This is a genomic window from Thioclava nitratireducens, assembly GCF_001940525.2.
Lineage (GTDB): Bacteria > Pseudomonadota > Alphaproteobacteria > Rhodobacterales > Rhodobacteraceae > Thioclava > Thioclava nitratireducens.
In genome coordinates, this window is record NZ_CP019439.1 from 46607 (window position 1) to 68426 (window position 21820).

Annotated in this window: 18 protein-coding genes; 17 read left to right on the top strand and 1 reads right to left on the bottom strand. The window is 60.9% G+C overall.

Annotation, left to right across the window (positions count from 1 at the left end):
- Positions 1-43: 43 nt before the first annotated feature.
- From BMG03_RS20195 to BMG03_RS20245, 11 genes are all read left to right on the top strand, one after another.
- Positions 44-370: a type II toxin-antitoxin system PrlF family antitoxin gene (locus BMG03_RS20195; protein ID WP_075777243.1), complete on the top strand. Its 327-nt coding sequence runs from the start codon at positions 44-46 to the stop codon at positions 368-370.
- A complete protein-coding gene (locus BMG03_RS20200; RefSeq protein WP_075777221.1) occupies positions 367-885 on the top strand; it encodes a type II toxin-antitoxin system YhaV family toxin in 519 nt (172 codons plus the stop codon). Before BMG03_RS20195 ends, BMG03_RS20200 begins: the two co-directional genes overlap by 4 nt.
- Before the next feature lie 147 nt (positions 886-1032).
- Positions 1033-1185, top strand: a complete 153-nt coding sequence (locus BMG03_RS20205) for a StaA (protein WP_075777220.1) — start codon at positions 1033-1035, stop codon at positions 1183-1185.
- 102 nt (positions 1186-1287) lie between these two features.
- Complete coding sequence (locus BMG03_RS20210) at positions 1288-5550, top strand: strawberry notch family protein (RefSeq protein WP_075777219.1); 4263 nt, start codon at positions 1288-1290, stop codon at positions 5548-5550.
- Between the two features lie 121 nt (positions 5551-5671).
- Positions 5672-6058: a DUF6878 family protein gene (locus BMG03_RS20215; protein ID WP_075777218.1), complete on the top strand. Its 387-nt coding sequence runs from the start codon at positions 5672-5674 to the stop codon at positions 6056-6058.
- Between the two features lies 1 nt (position 6059).
- The gene (locus tag BMG03_RS20220; protein ID WP_075777217.1) at positions 6060-6521 is read left to right on the top strand and encodes a DUF6915 family protein; all 462 of its coding nucleotides are present in this window, start codon (positions 6060-6062) and stop codon (positions 6519-6521) included.
- Between the two features lie 99 nt (positions 6522-6620).
- Positions 6621-6941 (top strand): hypothetical protein, encoded by a 321-nt coding sequence (locus BMG03_RS20225; RefSeq protein ID WP_075777216.1) that lies wholly within the window; start codon positions 6621-6623, stop codon positions 6939-6941.
- Between the two features lie 107 nt (positions 6942-7048).
- The gene (locus BMG03_RS20230; RefSeq protein WP_075777215.1) at positions 7049-7777 is read left to right on the top strand and encodes a DUF736 family protein; all 729 of its coding nucleotides are present in this window, start codon (positions 7049-7051) and stop codon (positions 7775-7777) included.
- A gap of 154 nt (positions 7778-7931) precedes the next feature.
- Complete coding sequence (locus BMG03_RS20235; RefSeq protein ID WP_244271056.1) at positions 7932-8468, top strand: hypothetical protein; 537 nt, start codon at positions 7932-7934, stop codon at positions 8466-8468.
- A 148-nt stretch (positions 8469-8616) separates the two neighbouring features.
- Positions 8617-9198 carry a rhomboid family intramembrane serine protease gene (locus BMG03_RS20240; RefSeq protein ID WP_075777241.1) on the top strand — a complete coding sequence of 194 codons (582 nt, stop codon included), beginning with the start codon at positions 8617-8619 and terminating at the stop codon, positions 9196-9198.
- A gap of 279 nt (positions 9199-9477) precedes the next feature.
- A complete protein-coding gene (locus BMG03_RS20245; protein WP_075777214.1) occupies positions 9478-11454 on the top strand; it encodes an ATP-binding protein in 1977 nt (658 codons plus the stop codon).
- A 185-nt stretch (positions 11455-11639) separates the two neighbouring features.
- Here BMG03_RS20245 and BMG03_RS20250 read toward each other — a convergent pair whose 3' ends face one another.
- Positions 11640-12620: an Abi family protein gene (locus BMG03_RS20250; RefSeq protein WP_075777213.1), complete on the bottom strand. Its 981-nt coding sequence runs from the start codon at positions 12618-12620 to the stop codon at positions 11640-11642.
- Positions 12621-13480: 860 nt separating this feature from the next.
- Between BMG03_RS20250 and BMG03_RS20255 the strand changes: the two genes are divergently transcribed.
- The 6 genes from BMG03_RS20255 to BMG03_RS20280 all read left to right on the top strand — a co-directional run bounded on the left by BMG03_RS20255 (position 13481) and on the right by BMG03_RS20280 (position 21662).
- Positions 13481-14410: a DUF2493 domain-containing protein gene (locus tag BMG03_RS20255; RefSeq protein WP_075777212.1), complete on the top strand. Its 930-nt coding sequence runs from the start codon at positions 13481-13483 to the stop codon at positions 14408-14410.
- Positions 14411-14945: 535 nt separating this feature from the next.
- On the top strand, positions 14946-15152 hold the full coding sequence (locus tag BMG03_RS20260) for a hypothetical protein (RefSeq protein WP_007120662.1): 207 nt from the start codon (positions 14946-14948) through the stop codon (positions 15150-15152).
- Between the two features lie 563 nt (positions 15153-15715).
- Positions 15716-16309, top strand: a complete 594-nt coding sequence (locus BMG03_RS20265; protein ID WP_075777211.1) for a helix-turn-helix domain-containing protein — start codon at positions 15716-15718, stop codon at positions 16307-16309.
- Complete coding sequence (locus BMG03_RS20270) at positions 16296-18629, top strand: relaxase/mobilization nuclease domain-containing protein (protein ID WP_075777210.1); 2334 nt, start codon at positions 16296-16298, stop codon at positions 18627-18629. Before BMG03_RS20265 ends, BMG03_RS20270 begins: the two co-directional genes overlap by 14 nt.
- An 8-nt stretch (positions 18630-18637) precedes the next feature.
- Positions 18638-20638 carry a type IV secretory system conjugative DNA transfer family protein gene (locus BMG03_RS20275; RefSeq protein WP_075777209.1) on the top strand — a complete coding sequence of 667 codons (2001 nt, stop codon included), beginning with the start codon at positions 18638-18640 and terminating at the stop codon, positions 20636-20638.
- Positions 20639-20807: 169 nt separating this feature from the next.
- Positions 20808-21662 carry an nSTAND3 domain-containing NTPase gene (locus BMG03_RS20280; protein WP_075777208.1) on the top strand — a complete coding sequence of 285 codons (855 nt, stop codon included), beginning with the start codon at positions 20808-20810 and terminating at the stop codon, positions 21660-21662.
- The last annotated feature ends 158 nt before the right edge of the window (positions 21663-21820 follow it).

Sequence of the window (21820 nt, forward strand, 5' to 3'; positions counted from 1 at the left end):
CCTATCGCAGGAAGCAAAGACCCTTTTCTTTCAGGAGACTGCCATGACAGTGCTCACACAAGATGTCTCGAAGCTCACGGATCGGTATCAGACAACCGTGCCGGCAGGTGTGCGAAAGCAGCTCAAGCTGGGCAAGGGCGACCAGATTCGCTACTGCACCGAGCCGAGTGGCAGGGTCTATATCGAGCCCGTGCGCGCCGAAGAGGATGATCCCGCGCTCGGCGCCTTTCTCGATTTTGTCGAGGCAGATATCAAGGCGCATCCGGACCGCATTCGGGCGTTCGATGGGGCTTTGCATGACCGTCTTGCAGCACTGGTCGGAGACGTTGACGTCGATCTCGATGCGCCGCTATCGCCCGAGGATGAATGAGCGGCGATAGCGTGCCCGCAGGGGCGCCCCTTGTCGTAAACGGATGGTCGATTTATGCGCATCCGCTCTTTCTGGACCAGCTCGAAGGGCTGATCCTGGAGGTCGAGGCGCGTAAGGCTCGCGATCCAAAGACCTGGTGCAAGAAAAATTCCGCGAAACGGCTGGCCGCCATCTTCAAGCTGGTGACCGAGGCCATACCGGCGGACCCGGGTGCCGCCGCCTTCCGGCAAGGCGGCACACTCGGCGATCACCGCAAGCACTGGTTCCGGGCGAAATTCTTCCAGCAGTATCGGCTGTTCTACCGGTTCAACAGCGATGCAAAGGTCATCGTGGTGGCCTGGGTGAACGACGACAAGACCCTGCGCGCCTATGGCAGCAAGACGGATGCCTACGCGACGTTCAAAGGGATGCTGGAAGATGGCAACCCACCTGAAAATTTTGACGCGCTCTTGAAAGAAGCGGCGGCGGCGGACAAGCGGTTCGAGACGTCTCTTGAAGCGGCGACCGATCGGTAAGTGGCCCCGTTAGCTGTGAACCTTACGGCCTTGCCGTTTACGGCACCACTGTGGGTGATGTAGCATCGACCCATAGTATAGTCGGAGAAAGCGCAATGGACCCAACGGGTAAGGAACAGCCGCACCTCGGTTTCGAGGAGCATTTCCGTGGCGGCTGATGTCAATTCGTATGACGCGTTGTTTCGCGCGCAGGTACAGGCCGCGCTGGAGGATGCACGTACGGGAACATCTCAGGTTAAGGTGATGCAGGCCGCACAGGCATTGATTGATGCGAAGCGGCAGATCGAACCCAAGTCCTGACCAAGCCTTGGAGGTCAGCGCGGTCTGATCCCGTCACCCTGAAAAGCGAAAGTGGGCTTTTTATCCTTTGGAACTCAGACCCTGATCCAAAGGAAAAGCCCCATGACCAAGCCCAAACCGGCGAACCCGGCTCTCTCAATCTCCAACGCTGATCTCACCTCTGCCCTCGCGCAGATCGGCACGGAGATCGACCAACAACCCCTGCGCAGCTCAGCGCTCGCGCGCATCATGCGCGAGACGTTTCATGGCAGCGATGCTGGCGGCGCCTGGGACTGGCGCATGGCCTATGACCTGATGCAGGCAGCCGCCATTCAGATGCTGCTACCTGGGGACGGCGCGGCAGGCGACATCGCCGTTGCAAAGCTGCTCGCCTCGCGGCTTCTGACGGAAACACGCCGGTCGGAGCAGCAGATCCGGCTGCAGCAGTTTTCCACGCCGCTGCCGTTTGCCGCCCTGGCGGTGCAGGCGGCTGCGATCCGCAAGGGCGAGACCGTGCTGGAGCCCTCGGCTGGCACCGGTGCCTTGGCCGCGTTCGCCGCCCGCGCCGGTGCCACGCTTTTGCTCAACGAGATCGATCCGTTTCGTCAGCGCCTCCTGCGGGCTGTCTTTGGTGGCGATGTGACGGATCACGACGGCGAACACATCGACGATCTGATGCCGACACCGGTCCTGCCTGACGTCGTGGCGATGAACCCGCCCTTTGCCTCCTCGGTCGACCGATCCCGGGACAAACACATCGCTGCCAAGCATCTCATTGCGGCCGCAAAGCGCTTGGCACCCGGTGGCCGGCTGGTGGCGATCATGCCGCAGGGGTTCAGCACGGAGCGCGATGCCGCGCATTGGTCCCGCGCCTGCGGTCTCCTGACGCCGCGACTGGCCTTGACGATACCGGGGCAGGTCTACCGCAAGCTCGGCACAACTGTGGAAACCCAGCTGATGGTCTTCGACAAGGTGCAGGAGGACGGCGAGATGATCCGCGCCGCGGTTCAGGATCTGGAGGAAGCCCTTCCTTTTGTTGACACCGTGGCCGCAAACCGGCCTGAGACGCGCCCCGTCCAACGGGCGGCGACAAACCCTCATGCGCGATCGGTCGGTCCACTACTTGTCACGCGCAAGCGCCCAGTTGCCAAAGTTGCGGCGTCCAACGCTCAGACCAACGCCGCCATACCGCTCACTTTCACAAGCCTTGAGGCCCCGCGCGACAACACGCCCGTCTCGGACATCTATGCGCGCTACCGTCCGCAGCGGATCGAGATCGCGGGTGCGCAAGAACATCCCACGCCGCTCGTCGAAAGCATCGCCATGGCCTCGGTTGCCCCGCCCATGCCCTCAAACACGGGCAGTGATGACTTGCGTCTGCCCGCCAGGCTGATCGAGGAGGGACATCTCTCAGAGGCACAGCTGGAAACCATCATCATGGCGCATGATGCCCATGGGCGTGATTTGCCAGGCCGGTTCACGATCGATGACGACCAGACAAAGCTGACGCGTGCCGATGATGACCCGTATGCGTGTCACTATCGCCTCGGGTATTTCCTCGGCGACGGCACCGGTTGTGGCAAGGGCCGCGAATGCGCGGGGCTCATTCTCGTGAACTGGCTTTCCGGGCGCAGGAAGGCGATCTGGGTCTCCAAATCCGCCACGCTTATCGAGGACGCGATCCGCGACTGGACCGATCTCGGCGGCTCGCCTGCCGACATTCAGCCACTTTCCAAATGGAAACCCGATCAGCCCGTCCCGATGGGCGACGGAATCCTCTTCGTCACCTACGCCACGCTGCGGTCCGCGGGCAAATGCGGTACCACGCGACTGAGCCAGGTTCTCGACTGGATGGGTGAAGACTTCGAAGGCGTCCTCGCATTTGATGAAGCCCATGCCATGCAGAATGCGGCAGGGTCCGAGCAGGGCAGGGGGGTCAAACCCTCCCAGCAGGGCCTTGCGGGCCTGCGGCTGCAACTGGCCGCACCGCGTGCCCGCGTCTTCTACATCTCGGCCACGGGTGCCACGAGCGTGCACAACCTGGCCTATGCCGCGCGGCTCGGACTCTGGGGGCAGGGCCCCGAATACCCCTTCCCAAGCCGCGAGAGTTTCGTCTCGGCGATGGAGGCAGGCGGTGTCGCCGCCATGGAGGTAGTGGCGCGCGATCTCAAGACGCTCGGCCTCTACACGGCGCGTGCCCTCAGCTTTGATGGGGTGGAGTATGACGTGCTGGAACACGCGCTCACCCCGGCCCAGATCGAGATCTACGACGCCTATGCGGGTGCGTTCCGGACGATCCACCACAATCTTGAAGCTGCGCTGACAGCCACCGGTGTCAATGACGCCTCGGGGGAGACCAATGCCTCGGCCGCACGTGCCTCGGCCAAATCTCGCTTCGAGAGCACGAAGCAGCGCTTCTTCAACCACCTCCTGATGGGCATGAAAGCCCCGACCATCATCCGCGCCATCGAGGATGACCTCGCGGCGGGCAACGCTTGCGTCATTCAGGTGGTTTCGACAGGCGAGAGCCTGCTGAAACGCCGGCTTGAAACGATGGACCCCGACGACGAGCTCGTCGAGGGTGCCCTGACGCCGCGCGACTATGTTCTGGGCTACCTCGAACAGGCCTTCCCGATCCACGCGCAAAAGCTCGTGGAAATCGACGGCAATATGGTGGCGGAACCCTTGCGGGATGAGACCGGGGCGCTGGTCGTCTCGCGCGAGGCGCTCGGCTTGCGCGATGCGGCTATGATGGAGTTGATGACTCTGGCCCCGATCCCCTCAGCGCTCGATCAGATCCTCTGGGCCTTTGGTGACGAGGCTGTCGCCGAGGTCACGGGCCGATCGATCCGGCCCCTCAAGGCCGAGGACGGTCATCTCTTCATCGAAAAGCGCGCCGCCAGCAGTAATTCCTCCGAGACCCAAGCCTTTATGGATGGTGAGAAGGATATCCTGATCTTCTCCGATGCGGGCGGCACGGGCCGGTCCTATCACGCGGCGCAAACGGCGAAGAACCAGAAACGGCGGCGGCACTATCTACTGGAGCCCGGCTGGCGCGCCGATGCGGCCATCCAGGGGCTCGGCCGCACGCATCGCTCTGCCCAGGTCAGCGCGCCCTTCTTCCGAGTCTGCACCTCCGATGTGCATGGCGAGAAGCGCTTCACATCGACTATAGCCAAACGCCTTGACCAGCTGGGGGCCTTGACGAAGGGCCAGCGCGAGACCGGCTCGCAAGGCATGTTCCGCGAGGAGGACAATCTCGAAAGCCCGATCGCGCGAGCGGCGCTGCGTGGGTATTTCGCCGATCTTGGCGCCGGGCGCGCCGAGGCGATGAGCTACGAGAGCTTCACTGACTGGACAGCCCTGCGACTGATCGACAAGGACGGGGTGCTCCTTGAGGAACTTCCCCCGATCCAACGCTTCCTCAACCGGGTGCTTGCCCTTCCCATCCACATGCAGAACGCGCTCTTTGCCGAGTTCATGAGGCGGATTGCCGACCAGGCGGAGCGGGCGCGCGCGGCGGGCACGCTCGATCTCGGGGTGGAAACCCTGCGCGGCGAAAAGATCGAACAGGTCTCCACGGAGGATCTCTGGACCTGCCCGAAATCCGGCGCCGTGACGCGGATCATCGGGCTGGAGGTCACCGACCCGGTCCACGTCCTAGGGGCCGAAGAGGCCATATCGCGCAACCCTGACAAGCTGCCCATGGTCAATCGCGCCTCCGGCCGCGCGGCGCTTATCTCGGCGCGGCCCATGCAGATGTATGACGAGGATATCGTCACGCTCATGCGCAAGGCGGTGCGGCCCAACGGGTCGAGCTATCTGGAGGAAACGCGGTTCGGGTCCTCGGCCTGGGGAGAGATCGGCAAGCCTGAGTTCTCACGGCTTTGGGATGCCGAGGCCGCGTCCCTGCCAAAAACCACCACGACCAAGCTTTACCTGCTGACCGGTCTCTTGCTGCCAATCTGGAAGGACATTCCGACCACCAATGAGCGTATCTACCGTGTGACGCCAGACGGGGCGACCGCCATGATCGGGCGCACATTGAGCGAGGAAGGGGCGGCGGCCTTGCGCGCCCGTTTCCTCGTCTCCAACCCGCAAACGCCGCAGGAGATGTTGACCGCCGCCCTCGGTACCACCGCGCCAGTCGACCTGGGCCGGGGCCTGAGCCTGACCCGTCGCCGGGTCGCAGGCGAGATGCGCCTCGAGCTTAGCGGCGCGGACAAGGACATGATTGAAAGCCTCAAGGCGCTTGGCTGCTTCACGGAGATCATCGCGTTCCAGCTGCGGGTGTTCCTGCCGCATGGGGAGGGTGTCGACACTCTGGGTATTCTGGCCCGGATCGTGGGGCAGGGAGCCCTCAGAGCGGCAGACCAAGCCGCCTGAAAAGTCAAAGCGGGCTTTGGGCCGGGCGTCGCGGATCGGGATTTGGCCGGTCTGCGCTTCCCGGGCGCGGGCTGACCAATGCCAGGCCCGGCCCCCCAAATTCAGATAAGAGGACAGACCCATGACCAATCCCCAGATCGACTATGCCGCAATGGCGGCACAGTGGCGCACGGAGCGCGAAACCACCCTGAAAGCAACCCGAGCGGAGCTAATCGCGCAATTGCGCGCCCTTGGCATCAGCGAGGTAACTGCCGAATACGAAGGCTATGGCGACTCTGGCAATGTCGAGGATGTGACGGTGCAGCCTGCAGAGGTCGAGCTGCCGGAGGCGCTTGTCACTACGGTGGGCGATTTCGCCTGGTCGCTCGCCTATCACCATCACCCGGGGTTCGAGAACAACGAGGGCGGCTACGGCACGCTGACCTGGGACATTGCAGCAGACAGCATCAGCCTCGATCACGCCGACCGCTATGTCGAATGCTCGTACAGCTATGACGAGGGGCTTTGAGATGGCCCATCCGCTTCATCATGCCGAAAGCTCTGCCCGGAAGTTCGGCGGGGTGCCGTCTGACTATCAGGCCGTCCACGATTGGTTCGATGCCTCGAAAGAGCACCTCGCGCTCTTCACGCACCGAGCCCTGCGCCACCATACCCAAGGTCTGTTCGAAGCGGAGCGTGTCTTCGGTCTGACCCTGACCAATAGCGCGGGTCGGGACATCCCCGTGCGCTGGATCGGCGAGCAACATGTCCGCGAAGATTGCCAAGGCCGTGTCCCGAGCATGGCGGACTGGCTGCGGCGGATCCAGCCCGAGCCATGGATGGCCAATGGCCACATCGACCGGCATTCCGGCGATGAGCCCTGCGGCGACCCAAGGGCCGCCTGGGCATCTGAAGTCGCCGCCGGCAGAACGGTTCTTGGTTTGAAAGATTGGATGGCGGCGCGCGCGACACAAGCCACGCAAGGTGCCTGACAGCCTCGGCCGTTTGCCAAACAAATGCTGCAGTGAAGCCCGGTTTGACGACCGGGCTTCCTGCGTAGTTTCCCCACCATTCTTCGTAAGGAGGTTCGCATGACACTCGATGACATCAAGGCGGCCGTCGATGCCGGCCAGACCGTGCACTGGGCCAATACCGGCTACGTTGTCCACAAGGACCGGCTCGGTCAGTACCTGATCAGCTTTCTGCCGAACGGCAGCTGCATCGGTCTGACCGACCGGGAGGGGCACCGGTTGAATGGCAAAGAGGCGGAGTTCTTCATCGCGCAATCGAAGGACGCTGCGGAAAATCCGGGCCGCCAATCAAGATCAGACTGGCAGGAGAGGGGCGCAGCACCCGGGGGCGCGGCGGCACACCTACTCAGACGGCATCGCGAAGCCGGGGGCAGGGCATAAAGGGAAAGCAAGCTTTCTGATTTGTGATCCCTCAAGGGGTCGAGAAAGCAATCCCGGATGCGCTGGCAAGGACGTCAGGCACCGGCCAATCCAAAAGGAACCATCCCATGTTCGCAGGAAACCTCACCCGCAATGCCGAAACCGCAGCCGCCGAGTACACCGGCATGATCCACTCGTCACGCTTTGACATCGCCATCCAGCTTGAGGCACGGGCCAAGATGTCCGCGCGCAGTCCGGATTACGACGTGACAGCAGTCAACAAATCGGGCCGCAAGGTGCGCATCGGCACGGCCTGGAACGAGACGGGCAATACCAGCGGAAACCCCTACATCTCGATGCAGATCGATGTGGGCCTCGGCCCGTTCCGGGTCAACGCGGTGCAGACGAAAGAGGCGCGCGCGGCGCAGAGCGGCGAATTCGAGATCATCCCGCTCGTCTCGAACGGCCTGATGAAATCCGGCTCGCTCTCGGGCGAGCTCACCGCAATGGACGCCGACAACGCCTTCACCGGCTACATCGCCAACATGATGTTCGATCTGGAGTTCATGCTGATCGAGAACAGCTACAAGTCCGAGGAGACCCACCCAGACTACCGCATCGAGGTCAGCTCGCCCCGGGGCACGCCGATCCGCGTTGGCTCGGCGTGGATGGCCAAGAGCAGCCGCACGGGCAATGACTACCTGTCGCTGCTGATCAACACGCCTGATGGCGACCTGCGTGTCAACGCCGTCCAGAACGAAGAACAGCGCGGTGGCCAGACTTTCTCGATCATTCCGTTCATCGACAGCGGTGATCAAGCGCAAGACGCGGGCGCGGGGCTGTCGCTGGTTGCCTGATCAGCGCGCGAGGTGAGACGATCTGAACCGAAAGGGGAGCCGTGGGATCACGGTTCCCCTTTTTCCATGTCTGGCTGCACGACGCACGCATCTGCTTGCGATCTGCTGAACTTGATATACGATAATATATTATTGAATGGGCGAGGGTAGGCACATGGTGGCGAGACTGGGAAAAGCTCCGTGGTTCGAGAGCTTTGATGTAGACGCCGAGGTTGAAGAGCTTCTTGCTCATATCGAGCGTTGCACCGGATTTGCGCTGCCTGAACGACAGCGTGATGTCATCATGACCCATGCAAGGGCAAAGCTCGACAGGACAAGGCAGGCATATCTGGAGGCCAAGGCGGCGGGAAAGCCGGTGTCCACATCGCGGCGTGCGTATCTGACCGACCTGCAGGACACGATCTTTATGGCGATCCCGGAGGAGAATCTCGCGCGGATGCCGCTGCGCGAGCAGGTTCTCAACGACCCGTCATTTTACGCGGATGCCATGCACCGCGCCGCCGCGATTAGCGAAGATGAGCTATTCATGGTGCTGTCCTCTTCGCTGAAAGACATGACCGTTCAAGACGCCCAGGCCTTTGTCTCAAAGCTCTGGCACAGCACGATTGACGACAATGCCCGTAAATACGCCGAAACCCTGAAGCGCCCCGAGCGTGAAATCATGCCGCGGCGGCCTGGGAACACGGTGTAACATCGAAGCTATTCTCTTGGCTTGAGCCGTACCGAGGTTGGCCGCCTCAAATCCCCATTCCCAAAGGTGGCACTCTGTGCAGCGCGCGAAAGCCGTTGAAGGCGCTGTGGGGACGACTACTGTCGCCAACATGATGAAACGGGATCACATGCGCGTCTTCTTCCGGCGAACCGCGGCGCTTGCCGCCTTTGTCGCGCTGCTCTGGGCGATCCAAGTCGTCAATTGGATCACCGGCTACGGCCTGAACCCGGCCTTCGGCCTGATCCCCAGGCACGGCAGCGGGTTGGATGGTGTCATCGCTATGCCCCTCCTGCTTGGGAGCTTCTCGCACCTGATGGCCAATACGCCGCCGCTCCTGGTGATGGGTGGGCTGCTGGTGGCAACGACCACGCGAGGCTTACTGTCGGTGAACGCCGTGGTGATCGGCCTAGGGGGCGGTCTCGTGTGGTTGTTCGGCGGCTCGGCGATCCATATCGGTGCGTCGGGGCTGATCTTCGGCTGGTTTGGCTTCCTCATCGCGCGCGGTCTTGTGGATCGCTCTCCGATCACGCTGGGCGCGGCGCTGGTGGTCGGTGTCCTCTATGGCTCTATTCTCTGGGGCGTTCTTCCGGGCCAACCCGGCGTGTCGTGGGAGGCGCATCTCTTCGGCGCTATCGCGGGCGCGGGCGCTGCGTTCCTAATCCGAACGCATGTCCATGCGCCGCGCCTCGGCGGCATCGATCTGAACTGAACCAGTGCAATCGGGCCTAAGCTGCCGATCGACCTCGTTTGGTGCAGCGTATGCTTCATGATCTTGCCAAGAAAGTGCTCTGAACGGTTGCCGTGACTTCTCGAAGGATGGAAATGGCCCACGTTGTTGTCCTCTCCTCTCGTAAACAGAGAAGAGGTGGAGTGGACCAGAACTTACTCGGCAAGTGGGCTCGCAGGTCTGGGCCAAGGAAAAGTGTCGGATTGCGCCCTAGCAGCTACGCAGTCATAGTGCCACTGAGGGCAGGCGGGAGCAAATAGCATGGACGTTCGAATTCAAACCGGCTGGGACAACGACCCCGCAGGGCGCATTCGAAACTTATCGCTTGCTCCGAATGCCAAGAACTCACTTTTCCCACTTTTTGAAGCTGTGATGAACTCCATTCACGCCGTCGAAGACAGATTTGGCAAGGATAATCTCAGCAAGGGCGAAGTCACAATCGAACTGCACCGCACTGAATCTGGGGAGATGGAAGGCTTTACTATTTCTGACAATGGAATTGGCTTTAACGAAAGCAATCTCGAGTCTTTTCGTCGAATGGACTCACGTGCCAAAGAAAAGATTGGCGGAAAAGGCGTAGGGCGCCTTGTTTGGCTCAAGGTGCTGGACGAGGTGCGTATCCAAAGTGTTTATGATGACGGGTCCATCGGTCGTTCTATTTCTTTTGATTTCAAGGTTTCCAACCCAACGGACAATCTGACCCTTGCGCCAGCGGATCAAAGCACTCCAGGCTCAATTATTCAGTTGACTCCCTACAAACGTGACTACGCTCTGCACATACCGAAGAAGGCAAGCACGATCACAAATCGGCTTTTGGCTCATTTCATCAGTTACTTCATCAATATTAGTCATCCAAAAATTACGGTCTGTGATGTTGATGCCGAGATAGACCTGTTCGATGCATTCTCAGAATCAGTTGAGCGCGATGCAGATTATCGGTTCACTTTGTCCGCATCTGGCGGGTCCGAAGATTTTGTCTGCCACTGTTTTCTGCTTCCCAAAGCAATCTCTGACGACGAAAGAAGCACGAACGCACTTTACCTTGGAGCAAACGGACGTGCTGTAAAACGGTTCGACATGGACGGGGTGATTGGCCTTAAGGCTATCGATAATAAATTCGCATTCCTTGGGTATATTGAAAGTGCGGCCCTCGATGAATCTGTGAATGACACTAGAACGGACTTCTCTTTGTCAGAAGATGAGATTGAGAGCATCGTCGATCAGGCGAAAGAGCGCGTCAAGGAGTTCCTCGCCCCCGAACTCGCTGAGATTCGAGAGAAGCAGACAGGCATTGTCAGCGCCCTCCGCATCGAGCATCCTCGTTTCCTTAGTATTCAAGGAACGGACGCTGAAGTCGCGGAAACGCTCCATTACGGCACGAACCGGAAAGAGGACATATTTGTGGAAATGTCCCGTCAGTCGCTACGACAATATGAACGCCGTAAGAATGCTTTCAAACGGTCAATTGAGAAGAAGCTGCCTGACGTGGAGGCGAAGGCCAAAGAGTATGTGGCAGAACTGAAGCAAGAGTCGGTGTCGTCGCTTGCTGAATATGTCATGAAGCGCAAGTTGGTTCTCGACGTGTTCGAAGAGAGCTTGAAATTCAAGCCTAATACAGATCAAGATTCCGAGTATGAGGACGTTCTCCACGACATAATCTGCCCTCTGAAATCCACTTCCTCGGATTTGGATTACGACGATCACAATTTATGGATCGTTGACGACCGACTGGCATTCTACTCATATTTCAACTCTGACACCCGCATGGAAAAGCAAGTGTCAGATCCCACTCACCCAAAAGATAGGCCAGACGTCTCCATTTTCGACCTTGGCCTTGGCTTTGAAAATGAAGACAAGTCCTCCCCAATCACTATTGTGGAATTCAAGCGTCCGAAAATCGACAACTACACGTTGGAGAAAAACCCCATCACGCAAGTCCGAAAATATGTTGAAGACATGCGAAAGTCTGGTGAGGCGATCAAGTATGACGGGACTCCCATACGCTCAATCGAAGAAACTACGCCGTTCATGTGTCACATCATCGCGGATATAACGCCCAAGCTACGTGATGTCATGAAGGCTCTCGGGAGCTTCCACCGAAAGGCGGGTTCAAACACATACTATTCGTGGGACGCGTCCTATTCGATTTTTATCGAGGTCTCGTCTTTCAAAGACGTTCTCGAGTCCGCTAAGTCACGCAACCGAGCATTCTTTGAACGTATCGGGATCTCGGTATAATTAAGTTTGCTTCCGCGTTTCTCTGCCACTTTAACTAATGCGCAGGGAACCACCACTTTCCACCCTTCCTCGCGGAACGTAGCGCCAACCCACTCCTCATAAAGAAGGTGACCTGCAACGCAGCTTTTCTGAACCGACCTTTCGGGACATCGTGCGGCAATGTCGGATAGCAGGAAGTCGGCGGGTCAGTTCCAGATGGCCTGGTACTCCCAGCCCTCCGGGAACCCGGCTGTCTGCGGACGAATTTCGTAAGGGAGGTCTTGGGTCAAGATCTTGTCGCGAAGACGGATGTGCCACCTGGTGCGCGGATAATACTGCCGCAGCATGAAGATCATGATGACGATCGCGCTGTAAATCTTTTTCGTGGGCGCATCGTCCCCCATCCTGGGCTGGCGGAGGTGGTCGAGCTGTCCAAATGTCGTTTTTGGGGGAACCCCAGGGCTGTTAACCAAGGGCTTGTTCCACGTTCGGGCGTGATGTGCGCAGCTGTTGCGGACGTCATTGAGCGCTGTGATCCATGAAGCGAATGTCTTCATGGGGAGGTCCGGGTGAATACGCGCCGCGATTGCCATTTTGTTTTTGTCGGACAGGTGGGCGATAATGTGGGTCAGGTTGCCCCAGGTCCATGTCCCAGCCTCGATCCAAATCGGTGGAGGACCAAAGTACTTTAGTGCGAAGTGCTTCGCGAAGTCCTCTTTAGAGCTTCTGAAGTGCTGATCCAGTCCGGCTATGAAGAGCTCGAGAGGCGTGCTGCCATCTTCGCCCTTTTCGCTGAAGCGATCCTTGTATGAGCGTCTGTCGCGATGCGCATGTGGTCCCAGCTCCCCAAGGACTTCAATCATCGCGGTTCTAACCGCGATCTCGATGCGCTCAATCGCGTCCAGAAGCTCGATGCGCAAGGTTTTGTCGAAGAGATAGAAGTTGATAGCCTGATCGAAGGACGTACCCTCTTTGAACTTGTCGCATCGGACCTTCTGCTCCGTCTCGCCGTCTGGAGTTGGGATCGGGCAGAAGTCACGATAAGGATACCCAAACGCGCTGAGTCGGTAGTATCCGATGCGGTGCAGGGAGCGCTCGGCATGGTCTCGGTCAGGGATTTCCATACCCCTCATCAACATGATGTCGATGCATTCATCGATCGACTTGTGCTGCTTGAGGTACTTCAATGTTGATACGGCGATGTCCAGAAATTAGAAGACCGGGCTGTAACGAGGCGACTGAGGCCAGGTCAGGGAGCACCGGTCATAAGGCAATAATGTATAATAGTGTCCGCGCTGACGATGTCAACATTGTAGACGGGGCACCGAACGGTGAGGCAACGCGGGATGTCAGTTCAGTGCGCCGAGACTTGATCGTGGCTGCGCTTTGCGGCTATTGGAGCCAATTACTGCGGACTCCCGCTACCCGCCCATTACGTCGAATGCTTGGACAAGTAATCTGTATAGTCGGTAGCGGCGTCGCCAGCACATCAACCTTGGGCTAAGCCTTGCGGCCTCCCCTGCTCGGCTTCGCGTGTCGCAGGGGATAACGGCCCTTCGGTCCGTCGCGCATTCGGCCATGCGGCCTCACCGCGGCGTCGTACCCGGCATCCCGGTTTGCCCGTCTCGCGAGCACGTCTCTCCCTGGCCGCTCCGCCGGATTGCGCTCTGGTCTGTTTTGGCCCGAGGCCAAAACGATCCCGCCACTTCATCCGTCTCCCGCGTCCGGTCGGTCCGTTTGCCTGCTCGGGTCGGGCAAACCTACCCTTAAAACACACACACATGAGCGCGGAAGCATATCCTCCGGATGGCCCCCAAATCAGCCCGCCTCAAGGATCGCAAAACTTTTCGGCGAGGGCACGGCCTGTGACGCGGGGCGGTCCCGTGCGTGAGCGCGGGCCTGTGTCGGGTGCTGCGCTCGGAAAACTTTTGCGCCCGGCAAGCCGGCGGCTGCGCCGTCCCTGACCCGGGCAGATTCGGAAACCAAGCATTCGGCCATGCCCCCACACTCACGTGGTGGCTCCTCAACCGAACACTGGAGACCAGACATGGCTTACGACACCGCAAACACCTACGAGACCATCGAGCTTTTCGGACTGACCGAGAAGAACGCACAGCTGCCGATCCCGGAAGATCACATCCTGACCGACCACATCATCCGCGAGAGCTTCGAGGCTCTGCTCGGTCAATTGCGAAATACCGGGCTCGAGGCGGAAATCGAACCACTGGCCCACGGGTTGGCGACGATACTGCAGCGGCGCAAGGTGGCACTTGGCAAGGAGATCGACCGCACCGCCGACAAAATCGGCGCACTGGCAAAATCCCATGACGGATCGGAGATCGCCGAGACTGCGCTTGAAGAAGCGCAGGCGCGCTTTCTGCAGCTGCGCGAGATTGTCGGCGCCATAGAGGTGATGAGCGAGGCTGCGGCGGAATGCTACGAGATCGAGACGGGCCACGCCTTCATCCCGGCCGCCGGGTCGCGCGCAAGCGTCCGGGCGCAAGAGACCGGGGCGGTGTTCGAGGCGCGGCAGCTCCTCGAGCAGCACGACCGGGAAACCGCCGAGAAGTCGAAAGTCGAGGGGGTGCCTCTGATCGTCTCGGGCGCAACCGACTGGACCGATGTCGATGTGATCTTCAACACGCTCGACAAGGTTCGGGAGCGGATCAAGCAGAACCGCAATCAGGAAATCTTCCTCTGCCACAAGGGTGGCAAGCACGGGGCGGAGATGATTGCGGCTCGGTGGGCCCGGGCACGCGGGGTCGCACAAGCGCGCTTCGATCCGCGCTGGTCCGCGCATGGGCGGGCGGCACCGTTCAAGTGCAACGACGAGATGCTGGACGACAAGTTCGCGGCGACGGGGGTTGTGCTCTTCGGCGGCAACGGGGTCGCGCTGAACCTCGGGCAGAAGGCGGAAGCGAAAGGCCTGACGGTCATGCGGGTTGCGGACCCGGCGAAGAAGGCGTCGCAGGATTGAAGAGAGAGGGTCGCCTTCGGGCGGCCCTTTCGTCATGTCTCATGGCGCGTGCGATCGGTCACACTTGATCAGCAACTCGCGGCGGCCAGCACCGTCATCGCTCTACCCGGTCCGTCAGAGTTCGTCCCATCCGCATCGGTAGGGGCTGGGGATGGTGCGCACCTCGCACATCGTCAGCAGCGCAAGACCGAGGGGTCGAGACGTCGCACATGAGGCTGAACACTTGCGGGTCCCTCGGGTGGTGTTTCGGAACATAGCATCCACGCGGGCGGGCGTCATCAGCACCCCGGCCAGGCTCGGCGGGACGCGGACGCGGATGGTGGCGGCTGCGTGATGGCAAGGGTCATCCGGATCACTCCTTTTTGCTCATAGATGTGGATCGCACGGGGTCGGCCCAATCGTGCCCTCCGCTGACGCTTCGGCAAGCACAAATACGGCTTCCACGGCAGAGCCGCGGACCCTCCGCATTTGCGCTTGCGACCGGGCCTCTTGCCCCCGTGCTGGGTGATCCTCATCGCAATAAGGAGTAACCCAAATGACCAACCACTACGTCGCCACCGTCCCCGTCAAGTTCACCGATACCGATGGCCAGGAGCGCACCCGCTTCCAACGCGTGGGCGCGATGTTCCGCAACACCCGCAACGGGGACGGATCGGAGTTCTTCAGCCTCAAGCTCGACTTCCCGGTCGCGGTCTCGGAGCTGGTGATGTTCCCACCGAGCGCGAAAGATCCCCAGGACTAAATCCTCTGGCGAGGATGGGCCGCCCCAGGACGATCTTGGGGCGGCCCGATCCCTGTTCCAGGGATGCCGTGTCCGGCGGTCAGTTCGCCCGAGGTGACCTCCTCTTGGTGCCGGTCGCTGCGCGCGCAACGGACGATCGCCGCTCGGAATGATCTGGCCGCGACAGACCGGCCAGTCAGCCTCAAGGGGGCCATCCACAAAAACCTATCGGCCAGGGCCTCCCGGTTTTTGCGGCAGAGATTTGGCGGAGCCAAATCTGGCCCTCCTTGACCCTGCCTGTCCGCCCTGTCGGTGGGGTTTGCGCCCGCCCGCGGTTCCGTCCGAACACATGCGTGTTCGGCCAGACCCTCGGGCGGTGCTGGGGAAGGGGACCCATTGGACAGGTGGGTCGCCCGATGGTGAGGGTGGCAGAGCCGCGTCCCTGCGGGCCGCAGCGCGAAGCGGACACCAAGGCTGCCTGAGCCTGAATGCGACGTAAGTATATAATTGACAGCGTGGTATATTATCGTAAGGTGGGGTCAGCCTTGGTGGAAGGTGGCAGGAAATAGGGGGTCTTTCTTCGCATGTCTCGTTCAAAACGTCTCACAGATGCGGACCGCATGGAGATCGTTCGCGAGGCTGCGGAAGGCATTTCCACTTCAGTGCTGGCGGAACGGTTTGGCGTGTCGGTGCGGGCGATTCAGTACACGCTCAAAGCTGATGCCGAGCGCCAGACGGATGCCGCGATCCCGGTCTCAGCGGTCAGTGTGAAGGTCACGGCTGCGGAGCTTGCGGCGCTCGACGAGGTGCTGGCCGAGGCCGGAATTGAGAGCCGGGCCGAGGGGCTGCGGCGGCTCATTCAGGCGGCGGGCGGGGTGTTCGTTCCGGACGCGCAGATGGCAGCAGAGATGGCGCGCTACAGGGCTTCACTGCACGAGGTCGGCAATGGGGTCGCGCAGATCGCCAAGCAGATGACGCGGGCCAACCGGCAGGGGCAGGGCGCTGACGGTTCCACGAGTGCCGAATTTTCCGAATTGCGCCTTGCGCAGATGCGCGGGCTGGCGCGGTTCATTCTAGACAGCGCCGACGAGATCGACCTGCTCCTGCGCCGCCGACGTGACGCGATGCAGCTGGAGGCCACGGCCGCGCTGAGGGAGTTTGCCCATGCGGCTGAATGATGCGGTTGACGCGGTCACCGGGGAGGTCTTCAGGGATGGCTGGAGCCGGATCCGGGGCTCGATGCAGGGGCTGTACGTGGCCAAGCAGAGCCAGCTTGTGCGTGCGGCGGCGGGGCACCGGCCAGCGGTCTTCAAGGCGATCCGGGGCGGCGGTACCCATACCAAATCACAGCTCACAAACCAGCTCGAGTACCTCACCACCAAGTCCACCCATATCGTGGATTCGAGCGGCTTCCTGGATGGCAAGGCGAAGCTCGAGGCTAAAGACATCAAGGACCTCACCGAGCGCTTTGCCAAGCGGTGGGATGCGGGCTTCAAGCCCAAGCTCGGGCAGACCACCCACATGCTCATGTCTTTCCCCATCGGCACGCGCGGTGAGGATGTGCGCGATATCGCAACGGATGTGGCAGAGCGGTTCTTCCAGACCGACGAAGGGCACTTCGACTACATCATCGCGGTGCATGAGGACCGCGATCATCCCCATGCGCATCTGGTGCTGAACCGCCGCTCGCAGGAAGGCGAGTTCTTCTTCCTCGGGCGCAACCATCGCTTCAACTATGACGACTTCCGCCTCGCCATGGTCGAGGAGGCCGAAAAGTGTGGCGTGCGCCTGGAGGCCACGCGCCGGGTGGATCGCGGGGTTGTGCATTACCCAGCCCGGACCAGCGAGGTCTACGCGGCCAAGGACGAGGGTCGCGCGCCCCGCGAGCGCGAACGTGTGGGGCAGGACCTGGCGCGGACACTGGCGGAGATCGCCAACACCAGAACCGTCTACCATTCGCTTGCCGCGGAAGCCTCCCGCGAGGCCCGCGAGGATATTGCCGCAGCCCTCTTCCGCGCGGGCGAGGTGCTGGCGCGGGGCGGGCAGGTGGATCGAACAGGAGATGTCTATATGGCCGAGGATCAAAGTTTCGAGGATCTGAGAAGCCTCTATGCGGAGAAGCTCGCGCGGGTGCAGGGCATGATCGCCGAAAAGTCCGACGCGGAACGTCCCGTGCTGGAAAAACGCCTCATCGAGATCCAGACGCAGGTCCAGCACATGCAGCCTCTCGGATTGCGTTCGAGCACGTTGTCAGAGGCACCATCGGAGGGCGGGGTCTATTCCGAGGTAAACATCCAAGAGAGCCAGTTGGAGCGCCTCACAGAGCCGCGACTGCGGTCGCGCATAGACACCGCCCTGCGGGGCACGGGGATCAGCACATCGGAAGTGGTGGCCCGGATCGAGACGGGCGCCTCAAATGCAGCGCTCGAGCATCAATGGATCGCCGATGATCTCTCCAAGGTGGCCGAGGCGCGGGACCTGAACCTCGAACGCCGCGCCGACCTGGAAAAGGCGCGTGACATCCTGAATGACGTGCATGTCGAGCTTGGCACGCTTCTGGAACGGGAGAACGTGCTGCGCCGGGATGGGGTCGTGGAGGAGAAAGCGGTCAGCGAGCGGTTCCACTATCACGAGGACGCGGTCCGGGCGATGGAAGGGACAATCCGTCAGGAGATGCGCGCAGACGGCCTGACAGCGCAGCAAATCGAAGACCGGGATTGGCAGGTCGTCTCGCGGGCGGAGCGCCGGATCGAGACGGAGCAGCGCGCGTATCTCGAGGCACACCCGGAGCTGCTCGCACGTCCGGGCGATGTGATCGACCGGTCTGAGCCCTACAGGGAGTCCATCACTGATGCAGCCCGCGCCAGCGAGATCACCCGCGAGGTCGACCGGATCATGGAGGCACGCGACCTCCGCACGTCCGTTGCGGATGCGGTCGCCGATGACTTGCGTGCGCGCTATCCGGACATGCCGTCCCACCTCGCCCGTGGGCTCGGCGCGACCTATGCCGCCGTTGTGGAGATCCGGGACACTGAGGCCATCAATCAGGTTCGCCGCGACAACGAGTTGCGCGAGGGGCTTGGGGTTGGCACGCGTGACGAACGTCTAGCCACCCGCGATGAAACGGCGCCGCAGTCTGACCGTGCCGGCCGTGTCCCAGAGGAGGTTGCACGTGTCCTTGATCATGAACGGGCCGGAGAGCTGTCCGCACCTTTCGAGACCGAGGCGGAGCGGGACGCCTTCCGGGGCGAGATCGCGCGGGTGCTGGATGACCGCCAATTGGGCCGCCTCACATCCGGCGATGCGAATGCGTTGGAGAAGGTTCTCGAGGATCGCCTCGACCGGCTCTATGTCGCCAAGGTCTATCTGCAGTCCGATGCCGCGACGGCCAACACGGAGGCCTTGCGCCAGGTGGTCGATGAACTCGCCGACGCCGAGTATGAAAAACACCGCGCGACAGACGTGGATGGCGAGACCGAGCGGGGCCAGGTCCATTGAGCGCGCCCATGGGAAAAGTGCGGATCGCGACCGGCGTTTTGCTGGTAACGCTGGTGACCGGGGCCATGGGCTATACCATCGCCTCGGCGGTGCTGACCTATCAGGACCTTGGCTTCGGGGCCGAGATCGACTTTGGCTATATCGCGCAGAACTACATGGCGATCCGCGCTCGCCGCCCCGAAGATGCCCAGCTCATCCACCTGATCGTCGGCAGCTTCGCCGCCGCCGGCCTGATGCTGAGCCTAGCCCTCTCAGGGTCCGCCCTGACACGCTTTGGCCAGACCCATTGGCAGACCGCGCGAGAGATGAAGGCCAATGGGTTCTTCGGGGCGCCCGGCACCGGGTTCATCCTCGGTAAGCTGGGGCCGCCGGGCTCCCGCGCCAACTACATCTGCTCGAAGGTCTTTCCGCATGCGCTGATCGTGGCGCCCACGGGCCGCGGCAAGACCACGGGCTTTGTCATTCCGAACCTGCTGACCTGGCAAGGCTCCGCCGTGACGCTCGATGTGAAGGGCGAGTGTTTCGAGGCCACGGCCCGGCACCGCGCAGCGCAGGGTGACAAGGTCTATCGCTTTGCCCCCACCGATTGGGAGGGCAAACGCACGCATCGCTACAACCCGCTCCTGCGCATCTTTGAGCTGAAAGATCCCGCGCGCCAGCAGATGGAACTGCAGCTTCTGGCGACGCTCTTCCTGCAAAGCGACAACGATCGGGTACAGGGCCTCCTCAAGGGCGGGATTGATCTCTTTGTGGCAGCAGGCCTGTTGGCTTTCCAGCGCAAACGTCCGACCCTGGGCGAAATCTACCGCATCGCGGCCTCGGGCGGGAACAAGCAGAAGGAGTATTTCGCGCGGGGTCACGAGGTCGACAACAGGGCGGCCAAACTGATCTTCACGCGGCTCGCTTCGACCAATAACGACACGCTGACCTCCTATGTCTCGCTCCTGATGACCTCGGGGCTCGACCAATGGCAGAACCCTGCCATCGACGAGGCGACGGCGGTGTCGGATTTTGATTTCCGCACGATCCGTAAGAAACCCTTTTCGGTCTACCTCGTGGTCCAGCCGCTGATGGTGAAGCCGCTTGCGCCGCTGATCCGGCTGTTTTTCTCCGATCTTCTCTCGGCCATGCAGGAAAAGGACCCAGGGCCGGATGAGCCTTGGCCGGTGATGATCATGCTCGACGAGTTCAATCGTTTGGGCAAGATGCCCATCGTGGTCGAGAGCATCGAGACCCTGCGGACCTATCGTGGCCATCTGGCCGTGGTTACCCAAACCATCCCCGCCCTTGATGAAATCTATGGCGAGAACACCCGCCGAGCCCTGCAGGGCAACGCGGGCGTGAAGCTCTACCTCACGCCCTCGGATGAAAAAACCGTCGAAGAGCTGAGCAAGGCGGTTGGCAAGACCACGAAGACCGTCATCACGCGTTCGCAGTCCATCGGCAAGAACCCATTCGAGGGCCGTAGCCAATCCACACGGACCGAAGAAAGCTCCTTGCTCCCCGAAGACGAGGCGCGCCGCCTGCCGCTCGACGAGATCGTCATGGTCATCGATGCGCAGATGCCCGTACGTGCGAAGAGAATCCAGTATTTTGACGATCGGCTGTTCAAGGCGATCCACGCGGCGCAGACGGGCGAGTTGCCGTTCCCGGAACCGGGGGGAGGTGGGTCGCAGGGCACGCTATCGCTGAGCATGCGCGCCATGCCGATGACACCGCCACCGGACGGCCCCCGTGGTTCTGAAGCTGATGTGGAGCGGGCACGCGAGGGCGTTGACGGTCAACCCTCAGGGCAATCTGATGTAGTTCCAAAGAAGACCGCGCCTGTCGTTCAAGCCGTTATCGCCGAGGAACAGCGCCAGATGGAGATGGATTTTGGGGGACAGCTTGCGGGTGCCGAGACAGTGGGGGTGGATGATGAGGCGCAGATGCGCTCTGCCGTTGATGGCTTGGACGATATGGAAGCGATGCTGCGAGAGGGGGATGTCGAAAAGCTGGTTGCTCGATAGCGTGGTGTGCATCGCCATCTTTCAGGGATGGGCGGAGAGCGGTCATTCGCTGGAGCTCGTAGTGTGAATCGAGCGTGGCCCCCCTTCGTGTGGGCTATGCTGACTTTCTCATACAATTGCAGGTCTGGTAGTGTAGACTTATTAACGAAATAGTTGGTGGGATTGCGACGTGAAAAGACTTGGAAATCTGTCACCTCCGGATTTTGAAGATCTGTGTCGTGATATCCTGCAAGCTGAAACAGGTCAGCGGTTTTCTGCGTTTGGTGCGGGAGCTGATGGCGGTGTTGATGGCAGGCATTCCAAGGGCCCTAAGTCGACCATTCTTCAGTGCAAACATTATCTGAATTCGACGTTTTCTCAGTTGAAGTCCGCTCTGAAAGTGGAAGTGCCGAAGATCGATCTTCTGAAACCAAGTCGTTACATTTTCGTGACATCTCAATCGTTGACACGAGCGCGCAGCGACGAACTGGCAGTTGTGATAGGTGATCGCCTCAAACATCCAGAAGACATTTGGGGTGCGGAAGACATTGAAGCCGCGTTGAAGCGTCACCCCGACATCGAAAAGGCACATATGAAACTCTGGATGACCAGTACAGCAGTTTTGGAGAAGGTGCTGCAGTCAGGTCTTGAGGCCCACACGGAAGCGACAAAAGCTGAAATTTTGGACGAGTTGCGTGTATATGTTCGTAACCCAAGTTTTGACGCAGCGTTTGAAAAGCTCGAACAACATCGCGTCCTCGTTGTGTCTGGCCCGCCAGGGGTGGGGAAGACCACGCTGGCCAAAATGCTTACCTATCACTCCGAATCCCCCGGCCCGCCTCGAGCCGCGCGACACCGCGCGGATCTCCATCGACCTCGAGCGCCAGCGATCGTCACCCGGCAGGGCCGAGACCGCGCCGCGGATCGACCATGCCCGCGCGGCCCTGGCTGGCTCGGCCGAGACAGGCGGGGGCGCACCTGGCGGGCAGGGAGGGACGTGGTGAAGGGCTCGGGGAGGGGGCCGGCACCGCCGGCAACCGACTAGAGCGCGGACCCGTCAAAGACGGGAGGCGCCATAAACGCAAAAGGTTCGCAATTTGGCCGGATCAGCTCCGGCCAAATTGGGAAAAACGCACGAAGTTCGTCGCTCACGCTTGCCCCCGAGGTCGCTTTCTCCGAATCAGTGAAAGCAAGTGAAATTCG